Here is a 19,933-nt window from a genome sequence, read left to right as displayed (position 1 = left end):
ACACTCATTCTGCTTTCATGATTAACCGAATCACTACCGCCATTTCCGCGGCGCTGCTCGCCGGAGCCGCAAGCGCCGGTGCACAGCAGGTCGCCCAGTTCGACTTCAGCATCAAGAACATGATGCGTGGCCCGGAACTCTACGGCCGCGAACCGCAGGGCGTCCGCTGGAGCGCCGACGGCAAATGGATCTACTTCAACTGGCTCGAAGCCGGATCCGATTGGCGTCTCCCCTCGAAGCAGTTCCGTGTGCGCGCCGTCGCCGGCTCAAAGCCCGAACGCGTCACCGAGGCGCAGGCCGATTCCGTCGCTCCATTGCTCGACGGCGGACGTCCGTCGCCTGACGGCAAAACGCGCGTCGTCAGCAGCGGCGGCGACCTCTATCTCGTGGATGTTGGCGGTGGACGCGTTCGCCGTCTCACGCAGACGATCGCTGGAGAAACGAATCCGACCTTCAGTCAGGACGGGCGGGAGATCTTCTTCGTTCGCGAAGACAACGCATATGCGCTGACGCTCGATGGCGGCATGATCCGTCAGCTCACTGACATTCGGGCGTCGGGCGCCACGGGGCCAGTTGTTGCCGACGCCGGCGGACGCGGCGGGCGCGGCGGCGGCGGTGGTGGCGGTCGCGGCGGAGCTGCCGGTGGTCGTGCCGGAGGCGGTGCTGCCGCGCAGGCCGACACTGGCCAGCGCGGATCGCTCGAGCGTCAACAGCGCGAGCTGTTCGGCGTCATCCGCGATCGCTTGCAGACCGACAGTGTAAACCGCGCGGAGCAGGCGGCGCGCGCAGCACTGCGCATTCGTCCGCTGACGCTCATGGCGGGCGAGCGCATTAGCAATCTCTCAGTGTCGCCGACGGGTCGCTCGGTCCTCATCACGACGTCGATTCCGAACGACCGCGCGCTTGCCACACGCGTGCCCAACTACGTCACCGAGAGCGGCTACACCGAAGACATCAACGGCCGCACGAAAGTGGGCGACTACCAGAACAGCGGTCGCGTCGCGTTCATGTCGCTGCCGTCTGGTACGGTGCGCTTCCTTCGCATCGGCAACGATGCGTCAACGTCGGCGGCGCAGGTCGTTGGCTGGAACGACGACGGTTCGAAGGCGTTGCTCTTCTCGACCAGCACCGACTTCAAGGATCGCTGGATTCACACCGTCTCGGGTGACTCCGGCACGCTCAAACTTGTCGACACCCTGCACGACAGCGCGTGGGTCGCGGGCCCGTGCTTCGGCTGCGGAGGTTGGTACGACGGTGGACGTCGCTTCTATTACGTCTCCGAAGCCGACGGCTACGCGCATCTCTACACGATGGCTGCCGACGGCGGCGACAAAAAGCAGTTGACGAAGGGACAGTGGGAGGTCAACGCCGTCTCGCTCTCACGCGACAGCAAGAACTTCTATCTCACTACGAGCGAGCAGTCGCCGTTCGAGCAGCACCTCTACCGCATGTCGGTCGACGGAGGCAATCGCGAGAAATTGACCGCACGTGTCGGCGGGCACACCGGCGTCCTGTCACCCGACGAGACGATGGTCGCCGACGTCTTCTCGACGTCGAATCGGCCTCCCGAGCTGTTCGTGCAGTCGGCGCGCGCTGGCGCAGAGTCGGCACAGCTCACCACGTCGCCGAGCAAGGAATGGCTGGCGTTCAATTGGATCGTGCCGGAGATCGTGATGGTTCCGGCATCGGACGGCATCAAGGTTCCGGCGCGTATCTATCGTCCGAAAGACATGAAGGCGTCCGGGAACGGCGCCGCGGTGCTCTTTGTTCACGGCGCCGGGTACCTGCACAACGTTCACAACTATTGGTCGACGTATTCGCGCGAGTACATGTTCAATCAGTACCTCGCGTCGAAGGGCTACATCGTCCTCGACATGGATTATCGCGGTTCAGCGGGCTACGGTCGCGATTGGCGCACGGCGATCTACCGCTGGATGGGCGGACGCGACCTGGCTGACGAGGTCGATGGCTCGAAGTATCTCAAGAAAGAATTCGGCATCGACTACGAGCGGATCGGTATGTATGGCGGCAGCTACGGCGGCTTCATGACGCTCATGGCGCTGTTCACCGAGCCGAAGTACTTCGGCGCCGGCGCCGCCCTGCGTCCCGTCACGGACTGGGCGCACTACAACCACGGGTACACGGCGCGCATTCTGAACTTTCCGGAGAAGGACACGCTCGCCTACCGTAAGTCGTCGCCGATCTTTTTCGCCGAAGGTCTCGAGGATCCGCTCCTCATTCTCCACGGTATGGTCGACACGAACGTGCACTTCGAGGATTCGGTTCGTCTGACACAGCGCCTCATCGAGCTCGGCAAGAAAGGCTGGTGGCTCGTTCCGTATCCGGTCGAGGACCACGGATTCACGCGCCCCGACTCGTGGACCGATGAGTATTCTCGAATCTTCAACCTGTTCGAGACGACGATCCGACGCGGCAAGTCGGCGTCACAAAGCGCAGCGGCCATCGGGGGAAATCTTCCGTGACCGCGCGCGAAGCGGTTCAGTCTGCGCGCGAGTCGATTGAACGCGCGGCGTGCATCGTGCGCCGCGTGATCGGCGTGCCTGATTACGACCGCTATCTGGCACACACGCGCGCACATCATCCGGACGAGACGCCGCTGACGGCCCAAGAATTCGAGCGTCAACGATTGGTCGATCGTTACAGTCGCCCTGGGTCGCGGTGTTGCTAGAGTCGGAAATCGGGAGCTGAGAACGATTGCATGAATACGCAGGACTCTTCGAATTGAAGAGTCCTGCGTTTTTTCGTGGAGTGGCCGAGCAGCGATCGCCTCGGCCTACTCGGCTGCATGACGCGGAATCATCAATAGCCCAGCCGCCGCAACGAGTGCCAACGTGGCGCCAACCGCGAACGCAGTTGGCGATCCGAATCGATCCCACAGAATGCCGAAACCGATCGACGCAGGCAGCGCACCAATCCCAATCGCCAAGTAGTACCATCCGTACGCCGCACCTCGACGCACACTCGGCGCAACGTCCGCCACCAGCGCGAGCTCCGTTCCCTCGGTCAGGCCGAAGTACACACCGTACGCAGCGAACAACGCCCATGCATGCCACGCCTGCGTGGCGCGCGCGAAGAGAAAGTAGATCAGCGCGTACACGATCCAACCGGCGATGAGCGTCGGTCGTCGCCCGATACGATCCGACAACGCGCCACCTGGAGTGTTCGACACACTCTTCACGCCATTCAGCAGCGCCCAGAGAATCGGCGCCAGCGCGATCGGCACGCCAAGCTGCTGCGCGCGCAACAACAGAAACGCATCGGTCGAGTTGCCCAGCGTGAAGACGAAGATCACTACGAGAAACGCCCAGAACCTCTTACCCAGTCCTCCGCCTAGCTCCGCCTTTTTGCCGACCGTTTTGCGCTCGACTTCACGCACGCCGACCACGGCAACGAGAATCGCGATCGCGCCGGGGATCGCCGACAGCCAGAAGACCGTACGTAACGAGAGTCCGAAGAGCTTGAGGAGCGCGAACGCGATGAGCGGACCCAACAGTGCGCCCGCGTTGTCGGCTGCACTGCGAAAGCCGAATGCGCGCCCTCGTACGCTCGGGTCGACCGAGTCGGCGATCAGCGCGTCGCGCGGCGAGTTTCGCAGCCCTTTGCCGACGCGATCGGAAACGCGAACGAGCAGGACCTGCGTCGCTGATTGTGCGATCGCGACCAATGGACGAACGATCGACGCCAGCGCGTATCCCGCCACGACGAGCGGCTTCCGTCGCTGCACCCGATCGGACCACCAGCCGCTCGCCAACTTCAACAGCGCGGCGGTCGATTCGGCGGCCCCCTCGATCGCGCCAATGAAGCCAGCACTCGCGCCGAGTACCGTGGTCAAAAAGACCGGCAGCAGCGGATAGATCATCTCGCTCGACACGTCGGTGAAAAAGCTCACCGCGCCGAGTGCGTACACATTGCGTCCCAACCCGGCTCGCGTTCCAGCAGCCGGGGTCGGGGACGGCTCGTCGACCTTCGTCCCAGAATCCATTTCCGCCAATCTACCACTTGCGTCCAGACGCTCAATCGCGCCAAATGAAGGATGACGTTGCGCGTACCAACTCTGGACGATACCGCCCTCACGCACCGCTGGCTCGCGCCTGCGCATGCGCGTCTCGCGGCGCACGATGATGCAATCGTCCGCTCGCAAATCACCGTCGCACAGATCGCCGCCCCCACCGGAGAGGAGCACGAGCGCGGCGGTTGGATTGCCCGTCGCTTCCGTGATTCCGGCCTGTCGGACATTCACACCGACGCCGCAGGCAATGTGATCGGGCGACGCGACGGTTCGAGCGATCTTCCGCCCGTCGTCATCTGCGCGCACCTCGATACGGTCTTTCCCCGCGACACCGATCTCTCGATTCGGCGTCAGGGTGATCGTCTCGTGGGACCAGGCATCAACGACAACGGTCGCGGTCTTGCTGTCATGCTCGCTCTCGCTGGCGAGATCGATGGTGTTCGTCTCCGGCCACAACATCCGGTCGAATTCGTCGCCACTACGGGCGAGGAAGGGATCGGCGATCTCCGCGGCGCCAAGCACTACTTCGCCGGCCGCGGCCGTGACGCCCACGCGTCCATCGCCATCGATGGCGCCGGCGACGAACGCATCATCCACCGCGCGCTCGGTTCGCGTCGCTTCCGGATTTCGTTCGCTGGCCCCGGTGGCCACTCGTGGGCGGCGTTCGGTGTGGCCAACGCAGTGCACGCCGCGGCGGATGCTGCAGCGCGACTCGCGGCACTGCCACTCCCTGTCTCGCCGCGCACCACGCTCTCGGTGGGTCGCATCGGAGGCGGACTTTCGGTGAACTCGATCCCCGACTCGGCGTGGCTCGAGATCGACGTTCGATCGACTGCGGCCGCACAGCTCGACGCGTTCGAGCGCGCTGTTCGTCGAGTGGCCCAAGCTGCAGCCGATGACGAGAATGGCAAGCGCGCCTTTGGCACGCGCGCCCTCAGCGTCTCGGTCGAATCGATTGGCTCACGCCCGTGCGGCGAAACCTCCGCCGATCACGCGCTCGTTCAATCCGCGATCGCGGCGACGCGCCTCGTTGGCCGCCGTCCGGATCTCGCGCTCGCTTCGACCGACGCCAACGTGCCGATCAGCCAGGGGATTCCGGCCATCGCCATTGGTGCGGGCGGACGCGGTGGCGATGCGCACACGCACGGCGAATGGTTCGACAATGCTCATGGAACCGTCGGCGTTGCGCGGGCGCTCACCATCGTCATGAGCGCGGCGAACCTGGACCTCTCCACCGCGCCGGTACGCGGTTAGCAGTTACCAAACGAAACTCAAATCCGAATTTCTAGCGCCCAGTGCCTAGCGCCTAGTGCCTAGTGCCTAGCGCCTAGTTGTTCGGCTCCGCCTTCGCAAACGCTCGACCCAACAATCGCAGTGCCCCGTACGTCTCGGCGGCGAGGATTCCCGCCGCGACCACGATCGCCAACGCGAGCGAAGTAACTCCGGGCGCGTCCATCGAGCTCACTGCGGTGACGGCAACCAGGACCGGAATGATCAGCGCGACTCCGAGCGAAAAGAGATTCGCGATCGTCGCCAGGACGTTCTGTCCGAGCGCTTCCACGCCAGTCGTCACCGCTGGACCAAGTCGGATCCACGCAGGAAAGAGCACCGCGATTCCATTCTGAATCGTCAACAGTGCTCCGTTGATCGCGAGAATCGCGAATGGAGACGCGAGCAGAATTCCCAGCCGCATGCTGCCGGTGAGTGGCACATCGACCCACAGTAGCGACGCGACGTACGCGACGATCATCAGCACCATTTGTAGTGCGGCCATCGGTAGCGCCGCCGACGCAACCTCGGCCAGCATCAGGTCGCCCGGCGCGATCGGCAGACACTTGAGCAGCGGGAGATTCTGCATGTCCTGCCGAAGATCGTTTCGAATCAATCGCCCGCCGAATACCACGAGGAGTCCCGATAGCACGACCGCGCTTCGCGTGACGATCGCCGCTGGTTCCGCGCCATCGGTCGACAGGGCGGCACCGAACGCGATCGACATCAACAACGGCCCAATGAGCAGTCGCGCCTGCGCCGTGCGACGCAGACAGAGAATGTTCTTCCAGAAAATCGCGAATGCTGGAGGCCCCGAAACCGCCAACGCGGCCGGCGACCTGACCGCGCGAGGCGCCGCCGTTGCGGCCATCGTGCGGCGAGAACGCATCGCCTCGAGACGTCGTGCACGCTCGGCAGACGCGTCGATCGCTGCGTCTTCGAACGCGGCGTCCGTGCGCAGCACCCACGCAGCGTGGATCGCCAGCACCAGCACCGCGGGCACCATCTCGCGCGCCCACTCCGGAATCGAGGCGGCGAATGTCGGCGCAATGACGGCGTGAAACGGGAACAGCGCCCAGAGGGCGGGCGCCGACGCGAGTGCACTCGCCAGCGTCGTGAAGAAGTCGCCAACGCCCGATGCGTTTCCGATCGCCGCGCGATGTCGAATCAAGTTCGTCGCGACAGCTGCTCCAATGGCCACGAACGCCGCGATCGACCAGCGATGACGCCGAGCGCCTGACGCCCCGTGCTCTCGCCACGACGACCGGACCAGCGCCGCTCCAAGCCGATGCAAGTTCAACGTGGAGAAGAGCGCCCAGAGACTGATTGCACGAAGGATCGACGGCAGCGGCCCGCCACCGCGCCGCAGCACGAACACCCAGATCAGCGCATTGATCAACACGATGATCTGCGCGCGAAACAGCTTGTATCGGATCAGAGCGCGCCGCGATAGCGGCGCAGGAAACAGGAACGACAGTTCTGCCTGCGTGAACGCCAGCGCCGTCGTGTCCGATCCGAATACCCACGAACCCATCAGCGTCACGACCAGCAGCAGCGTGACGACCATCTCCGTGGGGTGATTGAGAAAGATCGACGTGACTGCGCCGCTCGTCGTCGGCCGCAGCAGGAAACCCCACAGATAGAGCAGGCCGACGATCAGTGCGGCGGCGTACCTCGGACTGCGCGCACGACGCACACTGGAGAGAAAGCGATTCCGCCCGCTCGACCAGATGAGGTAGAAGAACGCGCTCATTCCGACGAGCTGCGATCGCCGGTAAGCGCGAGAAACATGTCTTCGAGCGAATGGCCGGCCAGCTCAGGGTGCGTCGCGATGATTTCGTCGACCGTGCCGTACGCGACGCATTCACCGCGACGGACAACGAGCAGCTTGGTACAGAGCTCTTCGACGAGATTAAGAAGGTGTGAGCTGAGAATCACCGCTGCGCCGGCCGTGGCCCGCGCGGCGATCGTCTCACGCATTCGTCGCATGCCGCCCGGATCCAACCCGGTCAACGGCTCGTCGAGAATCAGCACCGATGGCGAGTGCAATAGCCCACAGGCAATCGCCAACTTCTGGCGCATACCACGCGACAATTCCCCCGGCATCGATCGGCGCTTCTCCGTCAGCTCGAGCTCGGCCAACAGCACCGGAATGCGCTCTTCGACATCGACCACGCCATAGAGCCGGGCAATGAAACGAAGATGCTCTTCGACGGTGAGATAGTCGAAGAGATGCGGCTCGTCGGGAATGAAGGCCAGCGCGCGCTTGGCCTCGATCGAGTCACGCTGAATGTCGTGCCCGGCGATCGTCACCGTGCCCTGCGACGGCGCAATGATTCCCGCAAGGCTGCGCAGCGTCGTCGTCTTCCCAGCACCGTTCGGCCCCACGAGGCCGAGCACTTCACCAACGCCAACGTCGAACGAAATCGAACGGACGGCCGTGAAATCGCCGTAGAGCTTCGTCAGCCCGCGGACGGAGATCATCGACCGCCGCGCGTCGTCCGCCGTGGGGCGATCACTTCTCGATCTTCACGACGGAGTGATCGCTCACGTTTACGTGACCCTTCGCACCGTCAACGACGGCGCCATCACCAATCATCGACGATGCGAGCGTCGATCCAGTGACCACAGCGCCCGTACCAATGATCGTATCGTGCAACTGCGAGTTCTCCACTCGGCTACCCGCGCCAATCGACACGTTCGGCCCGATGGTCGATGCGATCAACGTCACGTCGTCTTCGATGTACACCGGCTCGATGACGCGCACACCGGCGGGAATCGACTTTGGCACTCGCGCATGGCCCTTGTCGAGCATCGTGCGATTCGTCTCGAGCAGCGTTCCCTGCTCGCCGGCATCGTACCAACCTTCGACGTCGATCACTTTGATCTTGGCGCCGTGGTCGATCATGTACTGGAACGCGTCGGTGAGATAGTACTCACCCTTGTTCTTCGGCTGCCTTAGAACGTGCTCAATGCCTTCGTACAGCAACTTCCAGTTCTTGATGTAGTACAAACCGATGTTCGCGCGCTTCGAGATCGGCGTCGACGGCTTCTCGACGATCTTCGTCATGTGGCCCGCGTCGTCGGTCACCACAACGCCAAAGCGCTGATAGTCTTCGACTGTCTTCACCCAGATGATGCCATCGGCGTCGGTACGATTCACCACCGACAAGTCGGCGTCGAAGATCGTGTCGACGAAGATGATGAACACCGGCTGGTCGACATACTCCTTTGCCAACGCCACCGCGCCCGCGGTGCCGTCCTGCACCTTCTGCTCGATGAAGACTGCCGGAAAGGAATAGTTCGCGCGCGCGTACTGCTCGACCTTGTCCTTCAAATGCCCGGTGATGTACACGACCTGCTCGACGTTGCCGAGCTTCTGCAGATCGTCCATCACGTAGTCGATCACCGGTTTCCCGGCGATCTTGAGCATTGGCTTGGGCGTGATGTGGGTGTGGGGACGAAGGCGCGTGCCCTTTCCCGCCAACGGAATGATCACTTTCATGGTGCGCTCGTTCCTTCCCGCCCGTAGCGGTCTTGGAGTCGGACGACGTCGTCCAGGTGCGGCGTCGATACTTCGAGAATGTCGCAGTCGGTGACCGCTTCCATCTGGTGCACGGTGCCCGGCGTGATGCGATACGCTTCGCCGATCTTGAGACCGATGTTCCGCGGCGTATCACCATCCCACACGCGATAGATCAGATTGCCCGACAGCAGGTAGACGGTTTCGTCTTTGATGTTGTGATACTGAACCGACAGCGCCTGTCCCGCGGTGATGTGCAGGATCTTACCGACGTACGTGTCGGTATGCGCCCAGATGGTTTCGTGCCCCCATGGCTTCGGGACAGTTTTGACTGTCGAAGGTCCGGTCATTGCTTGGTTCGCGTAAAGAGAGAGTGAGTGACGCCAACGCTCGGCGATATTCCAGATAAGTATCGGCTCCGGCGCGCCCGAACCGCACGCCGGGGCCCGATCACCACAGGTCTCCGATCGTCACGGTCCACCGGGGGGCGACCGACCCGTTTCCGAGCCCGCGCCAGCCGGCAAGCCCGGCCTGATTGACGAAGATCGGCGCGTCCAGACGCAGGTAGATGTCGCGGTCATACAGCCGCGCCCGGGTGATGATTCCCGCTCCCGCGTCGCTCATCGAGTCGTTGTTCAGATTGACGATCTGCGACGAGCCAACCCCGGCGTCGCCAAAAAGGCTGAGAGAGAAGCTCGCGCTTCCCCACTCCCCCTTCGCGTTGAGCAGGTGCTGCACGAACTCCGCGTTCACCGCGGCCACACCGTCGAGAGGCAGATTGTATTTGAACCCGCGCAATCCTGCTCCGCCCAGCGGGAGATAGTTCACGCCGCTCTGCTTCAGCAACGCGCCACGCGCGCGGAACAGATCGTTGTTGAACGTCTCGAACGGATCCTGCGACGACGCGAAGATAGACCGCTGCGCCGGCGCTCCCCGCGCCACACCACCAAATACGCGCAGGTGAACCTGTGTCGTCGAGCTGACGATCGACCGCACCATGCCGATCGATGCGGTTCCCCGGAAGTAGCCGCGCGAGGGAATCGGAGTTTCGTTCGCGCTGCTCGACGAGAAGCCAACGCCGGCCGATGCGCGCGCGATCGTGTACGAACCGTCGGCGTCGACGACCGTTTTGTATGAACCGTTTGCGCCAAGCTCTCCAACGTTTGTCTTGGTCCACTGCTCGGGCAGCAGCAACGACGACGTCGGCAACGCGACCGTGATGTACGTTCTCGCCTTGATCGTTGGACCGAGCACCATCGCGAACGGACTGAAGTCCCAATCCTGGAACAGGTCTGCCTTGAACAGACCGTCCAGGTAGTTCACTCCACCGCCCGCACCCATCATGGGACGCGACATTCCGCGCCAATACACATTCTCGGCGCGCGCGAACACTTGGAGCTGCGTCGGAAATGCCGGACCTTCGCCGCTCGCATTGCGCGGATTTCTCGTCGCGACGCCAATTCCCGCGTCGTACAGATCGACCATCGACAGATAGTTCGAGCGCGCACGCACGCCGCCGACCAGCCCCTGCGGATTGCTGTACCAGGCCATGGGCGACACCGCGACCGTCGTGTGCGCACGATCCGACTGGTCGAGGTACGGCCAGTTGTATGTCACGCGCGGCGCCTGGACGAACAGGAACGAACCGTTCTGCATGTTGTTGCGCCAATCCCAGTCCCACGTGACGTGGTTGGGATCGAGCTTCACACTGTCCGGCTTCTCCGTCGTCACGATGCGAACGTCCTGCTCGTCGGCCAGCGGCTCTGCGCGTGCATACGTCCAACCTGACGCCGTATGCACACCCACCGGCATCGGATGTCGCAGCTCGCCGCGGCGCACAACACGCGCGATGGTTTCGTACTTCGCGCCGTCGGTATTCACACTCACCGCGCCGATCGCGTAGTCCATCAATCCCGTTCCGCGCACCCACTGATCGAAGAACCAGCCCAGGTTCTTGTACGACACGCGTTCGGCCGATCCACGCATCGCCCGCTCGTCGACGTGCTTGAGCGCCCAGCGGCTGTAGTAATCGTGCATGAACGCCTTGAAGGCGCTATCACCCAGCACGTCGCGCAGCTGTGAGTACATCAGCTTGGCGCGGTCATAGATCATTTCGTTGTACACGCCGAAATCACGAAACTCATACGCCGGCGTTCCGATCGGCTGCGACTGCCAGAGCAGTTCGCCCCGCCAGAGTGCCATCTGGATGCTGTCGTACGGCGGAATCGTCAGCGCGTTGACGCGATATCCCTCTGGAAGCCGCGGCGGAATCGGTGGACGAGCCGCCAACTCTTGCCGCGTAAGGTTCTGCGCCCAATCCGTCTGGTAGTCGGTGAGGCCCTCGTCGAGCCAGCCCGATCGCCATTCGTTGTTGCCGAGGATTCCGTACGTGAAGACGTGGCCGAACTCGTGGAGGATCAACCCCTGCGAGGCAGATCCGTCCATGATCATCATTGGGAATTCGGTGCCGCCCGGATCGAGTCTGTGCACGTTCGAAATCTGAGGATACGCATACGGTCCCCAGATCGACTCCAACCAGTTCGCCGCGAAGATCGTGCGCTCGAGCGCCTTTCCTCCACCCCATGTCGAGTCGTCGCCCGCCTTGTACAACACGTGTACGGAGATTGTGTCCCACGTTTGAAAATGCTGCTTCGGCACGGAGCGCACGACGACGCCACCCTCATACCGGTAGTCCGGCGACGCACTCCATGCGAAATGGTGCACGTTCTCCGCAAAGAACCGCACCGCGCGAAATCCATCAGGCACCGTCGCAGCCGGCGGCGCCGGCAAATTGCCGTACGCTTCAGATGCGAGTCGTGGCGGACCCGTTCGAGAGACGCGCGCCCAGCCGGGGTCGCCGCTCACAGGAACGCCCGTCGACACGAGCACTTGATCGTCTTTCACGACCATCGTCACGTCATACGTGCCGTACTCCCCGTATAGCTCGCCTGCAGGAACGAGCGGATTCGGTTGCCATCCGCCGCGGTCGTACACGGCGACCTTCGGGTACCATTGAGCAAAGTCATATGTGCGCCCGCGACGCCCTTGGCGCCGCGTCACCGTGGACGGACGCGCATCCCACTCGAAGACGATGCGGACCGAGTCGCGCGGAGCCAATGGTGCCGGCAGCTTGAAGTGCGCCACAGTGCTGTCAGGTTGACCGGGGTAGTCAACAAACACCGGCGTGCCATCGACGACGGGCGGCGTCGTGAAACGCTCGTACCCGTAGTCCGGCTCCTGCAGATTCTGAAAGCGGTCTCTATTCTCCCGCTCGTCCACCGCGCTCCACTTGGAGCCGGGACGAAACGCATTGAGGTACTGGTGTACGAACATCTCGCGCAGCGTGTCCGGCGAGTTGTTGACGTACACGAGTGTTCCGCGGCCTCGCATCTTCGTCTGCGCCTCGTCCAGCGTCGCGACGATCGTGTAGCGGACTCGTTGCTGCCAGTACCCGACGGTGTCGCCCGACGGCGGTGACGATGCACCCGTAAACGCGCCCTGCTGGAGCAGCGCAGCCATCCCAAGGATCAAGATCATGGCTGAATTGTACCAAGGACCGGGCTTATCTTCACAGCCAGTTCTGCCGAAGTCGTTCTAGCAGTTCGGTTCGCTACGCCGGTTGGGCGGTTCGCGACTTGCGCCGCACACCGCCCACGGCATATAAAGGGGGCGTATGTATTCGACCTGCCTGTTCTGCAACGGAGCGCTCGGCACGAACGACTCGATCGAGCACTTTCCGGTCGGGCGTCGGCTTGCCTTCGATGCCGCCAAAGGACGACTCTGGGTCGTTTGCCACCTCTGTAGCCGCTGGAACCTCACGCCCCTCGAGGAACGCTGGGAAGCGATCGAGGAGTGCGAGCGCAGCTTTCGAGGCACGAACGTTCGCGTCTCGACCGGCAATGTCGGACTCGCGCGACTTGGTGAAGGTCTCGAGCTCATTCGAGTCGGCGCGCCGCTTCGCCCCGAATTCGCGGCGTGGCGGTACGGACGGAATTTTGGCATCCGGCGTCGGCAAACGCAGTACGTCGCCGGCGCCGGCATCGCGGCCGCCGCGATTGCCGCCGTTGCCCTGGGGGCAACGATCGGACCACTGCTGTCCCTGGGAACGATCTCGATCGTCGCCATCCCTGGACTCACGACCGTCGCCGGCGCCGTGCCGGTCATCGGTATGCTCGCGGCGCGCGACTACATCCGCCATGATCGCATCGTCGCCAGACTCCCGAACGACCGACATGTCCTGACGGTCCGCGCGAAGCACCTCGACGACATCGAGTTCACCGTCCGTGGCCACGACGGCCCTACGACCCTCGCCGTTCCACACGATCATGGCTGGAGCGAGTTCGACGGAACGGCGGCCATTCACGCTACGGGAGTACTGATCGCTGGCGCGAACCGATTCGGTGCGGACTCAGCGCGTGTGCGCGACGCCGTTCGGCAAATCGAGAATGCGGGCGACGCGAGCGGCTTTCTGTTCGAAGCGTCGACGCGCAACGGTTGGCGCGGCGGTCGCCTGACGTCGCTTCTCAACGACTACCGGCAACTCGGTGCCATGCGACTCTCGGCTACGGAGCGACTCGCCCTCGAGATGTCGGTGCACGAAGAAACGGAGCGCCGCGCCATGGAAGGCGAACTCGCGGTACTCGAGGCCGCGTGGCGTGACGCCGAGCAGATCGCTGCCATCTCCGACGACGAGCTCACGCCGCCCAAGTTGTACGAGTAGAAGTCCGGCTAGCGGCGCCGAACGAACGTCTCGCCCCACGCGGTCCCATCGAGCTCACGTGCCGGATCGAGCGTGCGGAAGGTGATTTCCTTCCCCGCACCGACCTCGCAGCGATACACCGCGACATCGGCCTCGGCCGCCCACTCCGCGCGAATCTGTAGGAGTTCGTGCGCGTCGCGCGCTTGGCGCTGTCGAAGCACGTCGGGAGACGCCCACGGAAGCTTTCGACGATAGTCCGCGCATACCGATTCTTCCGGCCCGTTCACTCCCGGGCCGTGAAAGAGCAACACCACCTGCTTTACCTGATGAAGCTCGACGAGATACTTACACTCGCCACGCAGCTGCTGCGCGCGAAACACGTCTCGATCGCTCGCCGACAGCGCTCCACCGCCGCCGGGCACATATAGTCGATCGAACGCCGCGAGCCCAAGCTCGGCGTTCAAGAACGCGTCCGTCGCGCTTTGCAAACGACCATCCGAGCACGCAACGACCATCGTTCGTGGACGCTTGGGCGACCAGTGTCCGTAATCGCGTTCAGCCATTGAGAGATGCTACGAAAAAACGTCCGCCAGCGCGAGTCGCCGGCGGACGTTCTTTCATGCTGCTTTCGAAACCGTTACGGAACGACCGCGGCCGGCTTCTCCTTCTTCTGCGGGTTCTTCACATAGATGTCGAACCAGGCAATCCAGCGAGCCCACTGATCGAGATCCGACTCACGGGTTGCCGGACCGTGATCTTCGTACGGATACATGAACAGCGAGGCCTGCTTACCCAAGCCCTGCAGCGCCTGCATCATGCGAATCGAGCTGATCGGATCGGTGCCGACGTTCTGATCTTCGAGCGAGTGGTACATGAGCAGCGCGCCACTCAAGCGATCGGCAACGAGGAACGGCGACATGTCGAAGTACGTGTCCTTCGCTTCCCAGATCGGACGACGCTCGTTCTGGAACGCGAACGGCGTCAGCGTGCGGTTGTACATGCCGTCGCCGGCAATGCCCGCCTTGAAGTACGGCGTGTGCGTCATCGCGTTCACGGTGCTGAACGCGCCGTAGCTGTGACCGCCAATGCCGAGTCGATCGCGATCGAGGTAACCGGCCTTCTCGACAGCGTCGATCGTGAGATCGAGATCCTCACGCAGTTCGTCGATGTAGTGATCGTTCATACGACCCGTCGGTCCAACGATCGGAATGTCGACCGGCTGGATGACGACGTAGCCCTGCGTGACCCAGATCTCCGGGCTGCGCGCGGCGACGTTGGCGAACTGATTGATGTTGGTCGTACGACGACGCTGATCGTATTCCGCCTGCGTCGAGAACTCCGTCGGGTAGAACCAGATGATGCCCGGCAGACGCGTGCCTTCGCGATAATCCTTCGGCAGCGTGATGTCGATATAGAACTTGTAATTGTCGCGCGGACGCTCGACGAGCAGGCGCTTACGAATCGCCTGCGACACTTCGGGCGCAAAGTCGGCGTTCTTCGTCAGCTTCGTTTCGTTCCCCGACTTTGTGTCGCGCAAGTATGAGTCAGGTACCGCCGTCGGCGACTGACGAGCAACGACGACCTTCGTGTAATCGTCATCGAGAGGCGCGACGACGTCTTCGGCCACAGCACCGCTGCCCTCGAAGACGCGCGACTTCTGACCCGTCTCGAAGTCGACCTTGTCGACGAAGTTGTGCGGCGCCTGCTTGGCCCAATCCGGGAAGTACTTCGTGCCTTCGAGGAAGACGGTCTTGTTGTCGGAACCGACGAGCACCACCGGCTGCCCATTCGGACCGCGCTTGCTCTGCAGCGCGCCAGGCGCGTTGTAGAACGCCGAGTCGCTGCCGGCGCCGCCGCGACCACCGGCACCACCACCAGCGCCGCCACGTCCGCCACGACCACCGGCGGAGATCGTCGCGCCCTTAGCAATCTCATAATGCTTGCTCGGATCAGCGAGGCGAACCGCGTACAGATCGTTGCCCTCGTTCACGAACAGCGTCTTGCCGTCCGGGCTGAATTCCGCGGTCGTCATGCGGCTATTGGCCTCGAACAGCACCTTCTCGTCGCTCGCCGCGAACGGCGGCATCCACGAGTAGAGGCGATCCTTGCGCGCCGGACCGGCTGCGCCCGCGGCGCCCGCACCACCGCGACCGGCGCGTCCAGCACCGCCCGCGGCACCACGCTGGGTGCCAGCGCCTGCCGGAGCCGCCTCGGCCTGCATGTACACGAGGCCCGGACCGACTGGGCTCCACTGGAGATTGCGCTTGCCGGTATCCGATCCGGCAGCACCACGGCCGCCAAACCCAGGGCCACCAGCGAATGCCGACGTATCATTGGCGCCGCCCGTGCCTTCGCGCATGACCGTCTTCGCGATCTCGGCGAGCGACTTGCCGTTTCCATCCCACAGCTGTTCGACCGTGCCGAAATTCGCGACCGGCACGAGGTACGAATACGGTCTGACCTGCAGCGTCACGCGGAAGTACTGACCGTCTGGCGACGCATCGACGTTCGTGATCAACGACGGCTGACCAATCTTCTTCACGGCCTTCGTCTTCACGTCGATCAGCGCGAGCTGACCCATCGTGTAGTAGTCGAGCAGATCCTTCTCGTACGGATCGCGCAGCAAGCTCGCATAGTTGCGGTTCTGCAGAATCTTGCCGGCGTCGCTCGTGCGAACGAGCGGTCCGGTCTCGATGGCCGGACGCTTCGGCTCGGCGGGGCGATTATCCGGCAGCAGTACGACGATGATGCTCTTGCCGTCGGCCGTCCAATCGAAGGTCGACACGCGAACCGCGAGCAACGGCGTCTTCGTGATCTGCACCGACTTGCCCGTGGCAACGTCGGCGACGAACACGTGCGTCGCTGCATCGGAGTTGGCGAGGTAACCGATGCTCTTGCCGTCGGGCGACCACGTCGCGCCGCTGACGAGCGCGCCCTTGGGCGTCTCGATCGTGCGCGTCGAGCCGTTGGTCGGATCGATGAGCGTGAGGCCAATGCTGCCACGCGTCGTCAACGCACGAACGCGGTTGGCTTTGTAGTCGATCTCTAGGCCGCCGAGCCGATAGTGCGGCTTGCCGAACGCGTCGATCGACGGAAGACCTTCACTCTCAGTCTTGAGGAAAAACTTCTTGTCAGGGCTGGGGTTCGTGAAAGCCACGTTGTTCCGTGGGGCCGTGACGATTCGCTCGACGATCTCGGGCGGTTTGACGTACGTCTCCTTGGCAAGGACTTCCTTCGGATTCCAGCCTTGCTGGGCGACGTTCTGCGCGCCGAGTGGCAGGGCGGCGGCGGCGACCCCGGCGACTACGATCGCGCGCCACGACGGGGAAAAGCGGACCATTGCGGACTCCACGAAAAGAGGGGCTTCGGGCAGGAGGGCTCCAACCTACGTATACGATATTCGCGGCGAGGACGTTGTCAGGATCCGCACTGCGGCGAATGGATGGCACATCGCCTCCCATCCGTCGCCATTCTCCGCCCACAACCACGTGGCGGAAACGATGACCTACTCGGTGTGGGCGAACGGCACTCGGCTTGGCGAGACCAGGTTGGAACTGCGGCCATCGCCGCGAAGGCTCACGGGAGCCTTCCATCCCACGGTCGCTGGGCTGGCGGCTCTCCCGGAAATCACTCGCCCTGGAGCGGGCAATCTGTTGGAAGTTCGCGACCCAATGGGTGGCGTACTGCGATGGGATTCAATCGCCATCACCGACGTCGACTGTCTGATCGCAGCCGCACGTGCGCGTCGGCCGAGCTCCAGCCACGACGCCTCCGCCGACGTTTGCGGCGGGATGAAGTTCGTCATCTCGCTCACCGTCGAACCACGCGACGGTGAGCGACGAGTCGAGCTACCTGCCTCCGAGCATCTTGCCGCGGAGCGTGGCCAAACGACGGCGAACTGAACCGTCCATCACCGTATCGCCAAAGCGAACGATCACGCCACCCAGGATCGACTCGTTCACCTGGAAGTGCGGCACCACGTTCTTGTTCAGCGTCTTCGACAGCCGCTCGGCGATCATCGCGCGTTCGGCCTCATCGGTCTCACGGGCAACCGTTACCGACGCGTGCACACGACCTTCCACACGATCCACGAGGTTGTGGAATTCCTCGGCGATCGCCGGAATGAGCATCTGACGGCGGTTACTCACCAACGCGCGTAGAAAGCGCACGAAGTTGCGCGGCAACTGCGCGCCAAGTGCCGACTGGAAAATCTCGTTCTTTCGCTGCGCGCTAACGCGTGGCGATTCGAGAAACACCCGAAACCGGCGGTCCGACTGCATCGCACCGGCGATCTGGTCGATCATCTTGCCCCAACCGGTCAGATCGCCATCGCGAGTGGCCAGTTCGAGCAGCGCCTCGGCGTAGTTCCGAGCGATCGTTGGCTCGCGCATTTACTGCGTGACCTTGAGCGTTCCGATCGACGAGAGGTAGCTCTCGATCAGTTGGCGGTTCTTCTGCGACTCGAGGTTCTGCTCGATGACCTTGCTGGCGCCGGCGAGTGCGAGATCGACGGCTTCCTTGCGGAGCTGAACGATCGCCTTCTCACGCTCGGCGTCGATGTCGCGTCGGGCACGCTCGAGCATTTCCTGCTGCTCCCTGCGTGTCTGATCGAGCATGTCGGCGCGCATCTTGTCGGCGACCGAGCGACCGTCGGCAATCAGCTTCTGCGCTTCGTCGCGAGCGGCTTCGATCTTGGCGCGGTGCTCGGCCAAAAGCGTTGCGGCGGCCTCACGATCTCGCTTCGCGCCCTCGATCGCCTCTTCGAGCGCCTTTTCACGCGCTTCGACAGCGGCAGTGATGGGGCCGAACGCGAACTTCGATAGAACGAAATACAGGATGACGAAGATGATCAGCGTCCAGAACATCAAGTTGACCTGGAGGCTCATCAAACCACCACCACCACTCGCGCCGCCGTGTTCCTGGGCGGCCGCGCCTGCGGCGTTGGCGAGAAGCAACACGGTCGAAACCGAAAGCGTGCGCATTGGAAATCTCAGATTAAGAAGAGGTCCGTCGCCCTGAGCAACGAGCGAGGTGAAAGCGTGGAGGCACCCCGGGGCGCCTCCACGCGATCGAAATCACGAAAACTTCAGCTGGATCAGCAAGCAGACGACGACCGCGAACAGCGCGACGCCTTCGATGAACGCCGAGAGAATCAGCGCACCCGTCTGGATCGTGCCGGCCATTTCGGGCTGACGCGCCATGCCTTCCGTCGCGCCCTGACCGATACGACCGATGCCGAGGCCCGCGCCAATCGCCGCGAGGCCGGCGCCGATACCGGCGCCCTGCATCGCCCACGCACCCATGTACTCCTTGGTGAACGTGGTGGCGGCCTGCAGGAGGGGGAAAATTACCATTGAGATTTCTCCAAACAATCAAAATCGTTGAACTTCAAATACTCCGCGCCGATCGTGCGGCAAGGGCGCTGTCCGTCACCGAGCCCCGGGGCTCAACGGATGTCACCAGGCGTTCGCCTGGCTACGACTCCGATGTGTGTGGAGCGATGACACACCGGCACTGCAACCTACGTTTGTAGTTCTGAGACCACTGACCAGGACCAGCGACCTCTCCGTTAGTGGTGCGCCGAGCGAATCTGCCCGATGAACACCGCGGCGAGCAGAGAGAAGATGAACGCCTGAATGAACGCGACGAGAATCTCGATGCCCATGATGAACAGCGCCATCGGGATCGACGCGAAGGCGATGAAGAATCCGAACATGAAGATCAGGCCGATGAGCGCCAGGATGATGACGTGGCCGGAGATCATGTTCGCGAACAGACGGATCGTGAGCGCGAACGGCTTGGTGAACTTTCCGACGAGCTCGACCGGCGTCATGATCAGCGTCAGCGGCAGCTTGAGCGCCAGCGGCATGTCGTGCGGCCAGTAGATGATCGTTCCGATGTAACCCGCTCCGAGCGCTTTCATCCCGGCAATCTCCACGACAAAGAACGTGATGATCGCGAGCGTGGCGGTCACAGCGACGTTTCCGGTCGGCGTCGAGCCCCACGGTAGCAGGCCGAACAGATTACAGAACAGAATGAAGAAAAAGAGCGTGAGGCAGAACGGCACGTACCGCGAGCCGCCATGTCCGCCGAGCACAGGGAGATAGATCTCGTTGCGCAGGTAGAGGACGATCGCTTCGAAGCCGGCCGCGAAGCCCTTGGGGCGGCCGACCTGGGTCGACGAACGCGCGTGCGATCGAGCGACGCCGATAAGCAGGACCATGCACAGGACGCCCGACAGCATGAGGAAAAAGACATGCTTCGTCAGGCCGAGATCGTAAGTCTTGCCGCCAATCGTAACCGGCCAGCTCGGCAACTCGATCTCGCAGCTCCACTCTTGCAGGCTCTTGAAGCACGGATAGTCGAGACTCTTCGAGTCCGTGATGTGCGGCATGATGATGTCCGCAGGGCC

Annotated in this window: 16 protein-coding genes and 1 pseudogene; 5 read left to right on the top strand and 12 right to left on the bottom strand. The window is 63.1% G+C overall.

Annotated features, from left to right (window positions below; genetic code table 11):
* Positions 1-17: 17 nt before the first annotated feature.
* Both AC6H4Z_RS07785 and AC6H4Z_RS07780 read left to right on the top strand, forming a co-directional pair.
* Complete coding sequence (locus tag AC6H4Z_RS07785; protein ID WP_497546183.1) at positions 18-2,483, top strand: S9 family peptidase; 2,466 nt, start codon at positions 18-20, stop codon at positions 2,481-2,483.
* Entirely contained in the window at positions 2,480-2,689 is a 210-nt protein-coding gene (locus AC6H4Z_RS07780) for a YbdD/YjiX family protein (RefSeq protein WP_497546182.1), read from the top strand. The genes AC6H4Z_RS07785 and AC6H4Z_RS07780 overlap by 4 nt, the downstream gene beginning before the upstream one ends.
* A gap of 105 nt (positions 2,690-2,794) precedes the next feature.
* Here AC6H4Z_RS07780 and AC6H4Z_RS07775 read toward each other — a convergent pair whose 3' ends face one another.
* Positions 2,795-4,003, bottom strand: coding sequence for an MFS transporter (locus AC6H4Z_RS07775; RefSeq protein ID WP_497546181.1), 1,209 nt, complete (start codon positions 4,001-4,003; stop codon positions 2,795-2,797).
* Positions 4,004-4,060: 57 nt separating this feature from the next.
* Between AC6H4Z_RS07775 and AC6H4Z_RS07770 the strand changes: the two genes are divergently transcribed.
* Positions 4,061-5,284: a M20/M25/M40 family metallo-hydrolase gene (locus tag AC6H4Z_RS07770; protein WP_497546180.1), complete on the top strand. Its 1,224-nt coding sequence runs from the start codon at positions 4,061-4,063 to the stop codon at positions 5,282-5,284.
* 73 nt (positions 5,285-5,357) lie between these two features.
* Here AC6H4Z_RS07770 and AC6H4Z_RS07765 read toward each other — a convergent pair whose 3' ends face one another.
* From AC6H4Z_RS07765 to AC6H4Z_RS07745, 5 genes are all read right to left on the bottom strand, one after another.
* A complete protein-coding gene (locus AC6H4Z_RS07765) occupies positions 5,358-7,052 on the bottom strand; it encodes a putative ABC exporter domain-containing protein (protein WP_497546179.1) in 1,695 nt (564 codons plus the stop codon).
* On the bottom strand, positions 7,049-7,783 hold the full coding sequence (locus tag AC6H4Z_RS07760) for an ABC transporter ATP-binding protein (protein WP_497546178.1): 735 nt from the start codon (positions 7,781-7,783) through the stop codon (positions 7,049-7,051). The genes AC6H4Z_RS07765 and AC6H4Z_RS07760 overlap by 4 nt, the downstream gene beginning before the upstream one ends.
* A gap of 31 nt (positions 7,784-7,814) precedes the next feature.
* Positions 7,815-8,804: a sugar phosphate nucleotidyltransferase gene (locus tag AC6H4Z_RS07755; RefSeq protein ID WP_497546177.1), complete on the bottom strand. Its 990-nt coding sequence runs from the start codon at positions 8,802-8,804 to the stop codon at positions 7,815-7,817.
* Positions 8,801-9,172, bottom strand: coding sequence for a cupin domain-containing protein (locus AC6H4Z_RS07750; protein WP_497546176.1), 372 nt, complete (start codon positions 9,170-9,172; stop codon positions 8,801-8,803). Before AC6H4Z_RS07750 ends, AC6H4Z_RS07755 begins: the two co-directional genes overlap by 4 nt.
* Before the next feature lie 100 nt (positions 9,173-9,272).
* Complete coding sequence (locus AC6H4Z_RS07745) at positions 9,273-12,359, bottom strand: M1 family metallopeptidase (protein WP_497546175.1); 3,087 nt, start codon at positions 12,357-12,359, stop codon at positions 9,273-9,275.
* A gap of 136 nt (positions 12,360-12,495) precedes the next feature.
* Here AC6H4Z_RS07745 and AC6H4Z_RS07740 point away from each other — a divergent pair, with 136 nt between their 5' ends.
* Positions 12,496-13,542 carry a hypothetical protein gene (locus AC6H4Z_RS07740; RefSeq protein WP_497546174.1) on the top strand — a complete coding sequence of 349 codons (1,047 nt, stop codon included), beginning with the start codon at positions 12,496-12,498 and terminating at the stop codon, positions 13,540-13,542.
* 8 nt (positions 13,543-13,550) lie between these two features.
* Here AC6H4Z_RS07740 and AC6H4Z_RS07735 read toward each other — a convergent pair whose 3' ends face one another.
* The gene (locus tag AC6H4Z_RS07735; RefSeq protein ID WP_497546173.1) at positions 13,551-14,084 is read right to left on the bottom strand and encodes a hypothetical protein; all 534 of its coding nucleotides are present in this window, start codon (positions 14,082-14,084) and stop codon (positions 13,551-13,553) included.
* Between the two features lie 74 nt (positions 14,085-14,158).
* Positions 14,159-16,861: a S9 family peptidase gene (locus AC6H4Z_RS07730; protein ID WP_497546172.1), complete on the bottom strand. Its 2,703-nt coding sequence runs from the start codon at positions 16,859-16,861 to the stop codon at positions 14,159-14,161.
* A gap of 160 nt (positions 16,862-17,021) precedes the next feature.
* On the opposite strand from AC6H4Z_RS07730, the gene AC6H4Z_RS07725 reads away from it, so the two are divergent.
* Positions 17,022-17,423: a hypothetical protein gene (locus tag AC6H4Z_RS07725; protein WP_497546171.1), complete on the top strand. Its 402-nt coding sequence runs from the start codon at positions 17,022-17,024 to the stop codon at positions 17,421-17,423.
* On the opposite strand, the gene AC6H4Z_RS07720 is transcribed toward AC6H4Z_RS07725, so the two are convergent.
* From AC6H4Z_RS07720 to atpB, 4 genes and pseudogenes are all read right to left on the bottom strand, one after another.
* Positions 17,370-17,912, bottom strand: a complete 543-nt coding sequence (locus tag AC6H4Z_RS07720; RefSeq protein ID WP_497546170.1) for a F0F1 ATP synthase subunit delta — start codon at positions 17,910-17,912, stop codon at positions 17,370-17,372. The genes AC6H4Z_RS07725 and AC6H4Z_RS07720 overlap by 54 nt on opposite strands.
* Positions 17,913-18,503 carry a F0F1 ATP synthase subunit B gene (gene atpF, locus AC6H4Z_RS07715; RefSeq protein ID WP_497546169.1) on the bottom strand — a complete coding sequence of 197 codons (591 nt, stop codon included), beginning with the start codon at positions 18,501-18,503 and terminating at the stop codon, positions 17,913-17,915. It lies immediately after the preceding gene.
* Between the two features lie 93 nt (positions 18,504-18,596).
* Positions 18,597-18,875, bottom strand: a complete 279-nt coding sequence (gene atpE / locus AC6H4Z_RS07710; RefSeq protein ID WP_497546168.1) for an ATP synthase F0 subunit C — start codon at positions 18,873-18,875, stop codon at positions 18,597-18,599.
* A 239-nt stretch (positions 18,876-19,114) separates the two neighbouring features.
* Positions 19,115-19,750, bottom strand: a pseudogene (gene atpB / locus AC6H4Z_RS07705) (F0F1 ATP synthase subunit A); the annotation flags it as partial.
* Between the last annotated feature and the right edge of the window lie 183 nt (positions 19,751-19,933).

This window comes from Leucogemmata humicola, from assembly GCF_055379415.1.
This window is presented reverse-complemented; position numbering and strand designations above follow the sequence as displayed.

Excerpts from the sequence above, each read along its gene's own strand:
- AC6H4Z_RS07785 (WP_497546183.1), top strand. The coding sequence starts at position 18 with ATGATTAACCGAATCACTACCGCCATTTCCGCGGCGCTGCTCGCCGGA.
- AC6H4Z_RS07775 (WP_497546181.1), bottom strand. The coding sequence starts at position 4,003 with ATGGATTCTGGGACGAAGGTCGACGAGCCGTCCCCGACCCCGGCTGCT.
- AC6H4Z_RS07765 (WP_497546179.1), bottom strand. The coding sequence starts at position 7,052 with ATGAGCGCGTTCTTCTACCTCATCTGGTCGAGCGGGCGGAATCGCTTT.
- AC6H4Z_RS07760 (WP_497546178.1), bottom strand. The coding sequence starts at position 7,783 with ATGATCTCCGTCCGCGGGCTGACGAAGCTCTACGGCGATTTCACGGCC.
- AC6H4Z_RS07755 (WP_497546177.1), bottom strand. The coding sequence starts at position 8,804 with ATGAAAGTGATCATTCCGTTGGCGGGAAAGGGCACGCGCCTTCGTCCC.
- AC6H4Z_RS07750 (WP_497546176.1), bottom strand. The coding sequence starts at position 9,172 with ATGACCGGACCTTCGACAGTCAAAACTGTCCCGAAGCCATGGGGGCAC.
- AC6H4Z_RS07745 (WP_497546175.1), bottom strand. The coding sequence starts at position 12,359 with ATGATCTTGATCCTTGGGATGGCTGCGCTGCTCCAGCAGGGCGCGTTT.
- AC6H4Z_RS07740 (WP_497546174.1), top strand. The coding sequence starts at position 12,496 with ATGTATTCGACCTGCCTGTTCTGCAACGGAGCGCTCGGCACGAACGAC.
- AC6H4Z_RS07735 (WP_497546173.1), bottom strand. The coding sequence starts at position 14,084 with ATGGCTGAACGCGATTACGGACACTGGTCGCCCAAGCGTCCACGAACG.
- AC6H4Z_RS07730 (WP_497546172.1), bottom strand. The coding sequence starts at position 16,861 with ATGGTCCGCTTTTCCCCGTCGTGGCGCGCGATCGTAGTCGCCGGGGTC.
- AC6H4Z_RS07725 (WP_497546171.1), top strand. The coding sequence starts at position 17,022 with ATGACCTACTCGGTGTGGGCGAACGGCACTCGGCTTGGCGAGACCAGG.
- AC6H4Z_RS07720 (WP_497546170.1), bottom strand. The coding sequence starts at position 17,912 with ATGCGCGAGCCAACGATCGCTCGGAACTACGCCGAGGCGCTGCTCGAA.
- atpF (WP_497546169.1), bottom strand. The coding sequence starts at position 18,503 with ATGCGCACGCTTTCGGTTTCGACCGTGTTGCTTCTCGCCAACGCCGCA.
- atpE (WP_497546168.1), bottom strand. The coding sequence starts at position 18,875 with ATGGTAATTTTCCCCCTCCTGCAGGCCGCCACCACGTTCACCAAGGAG.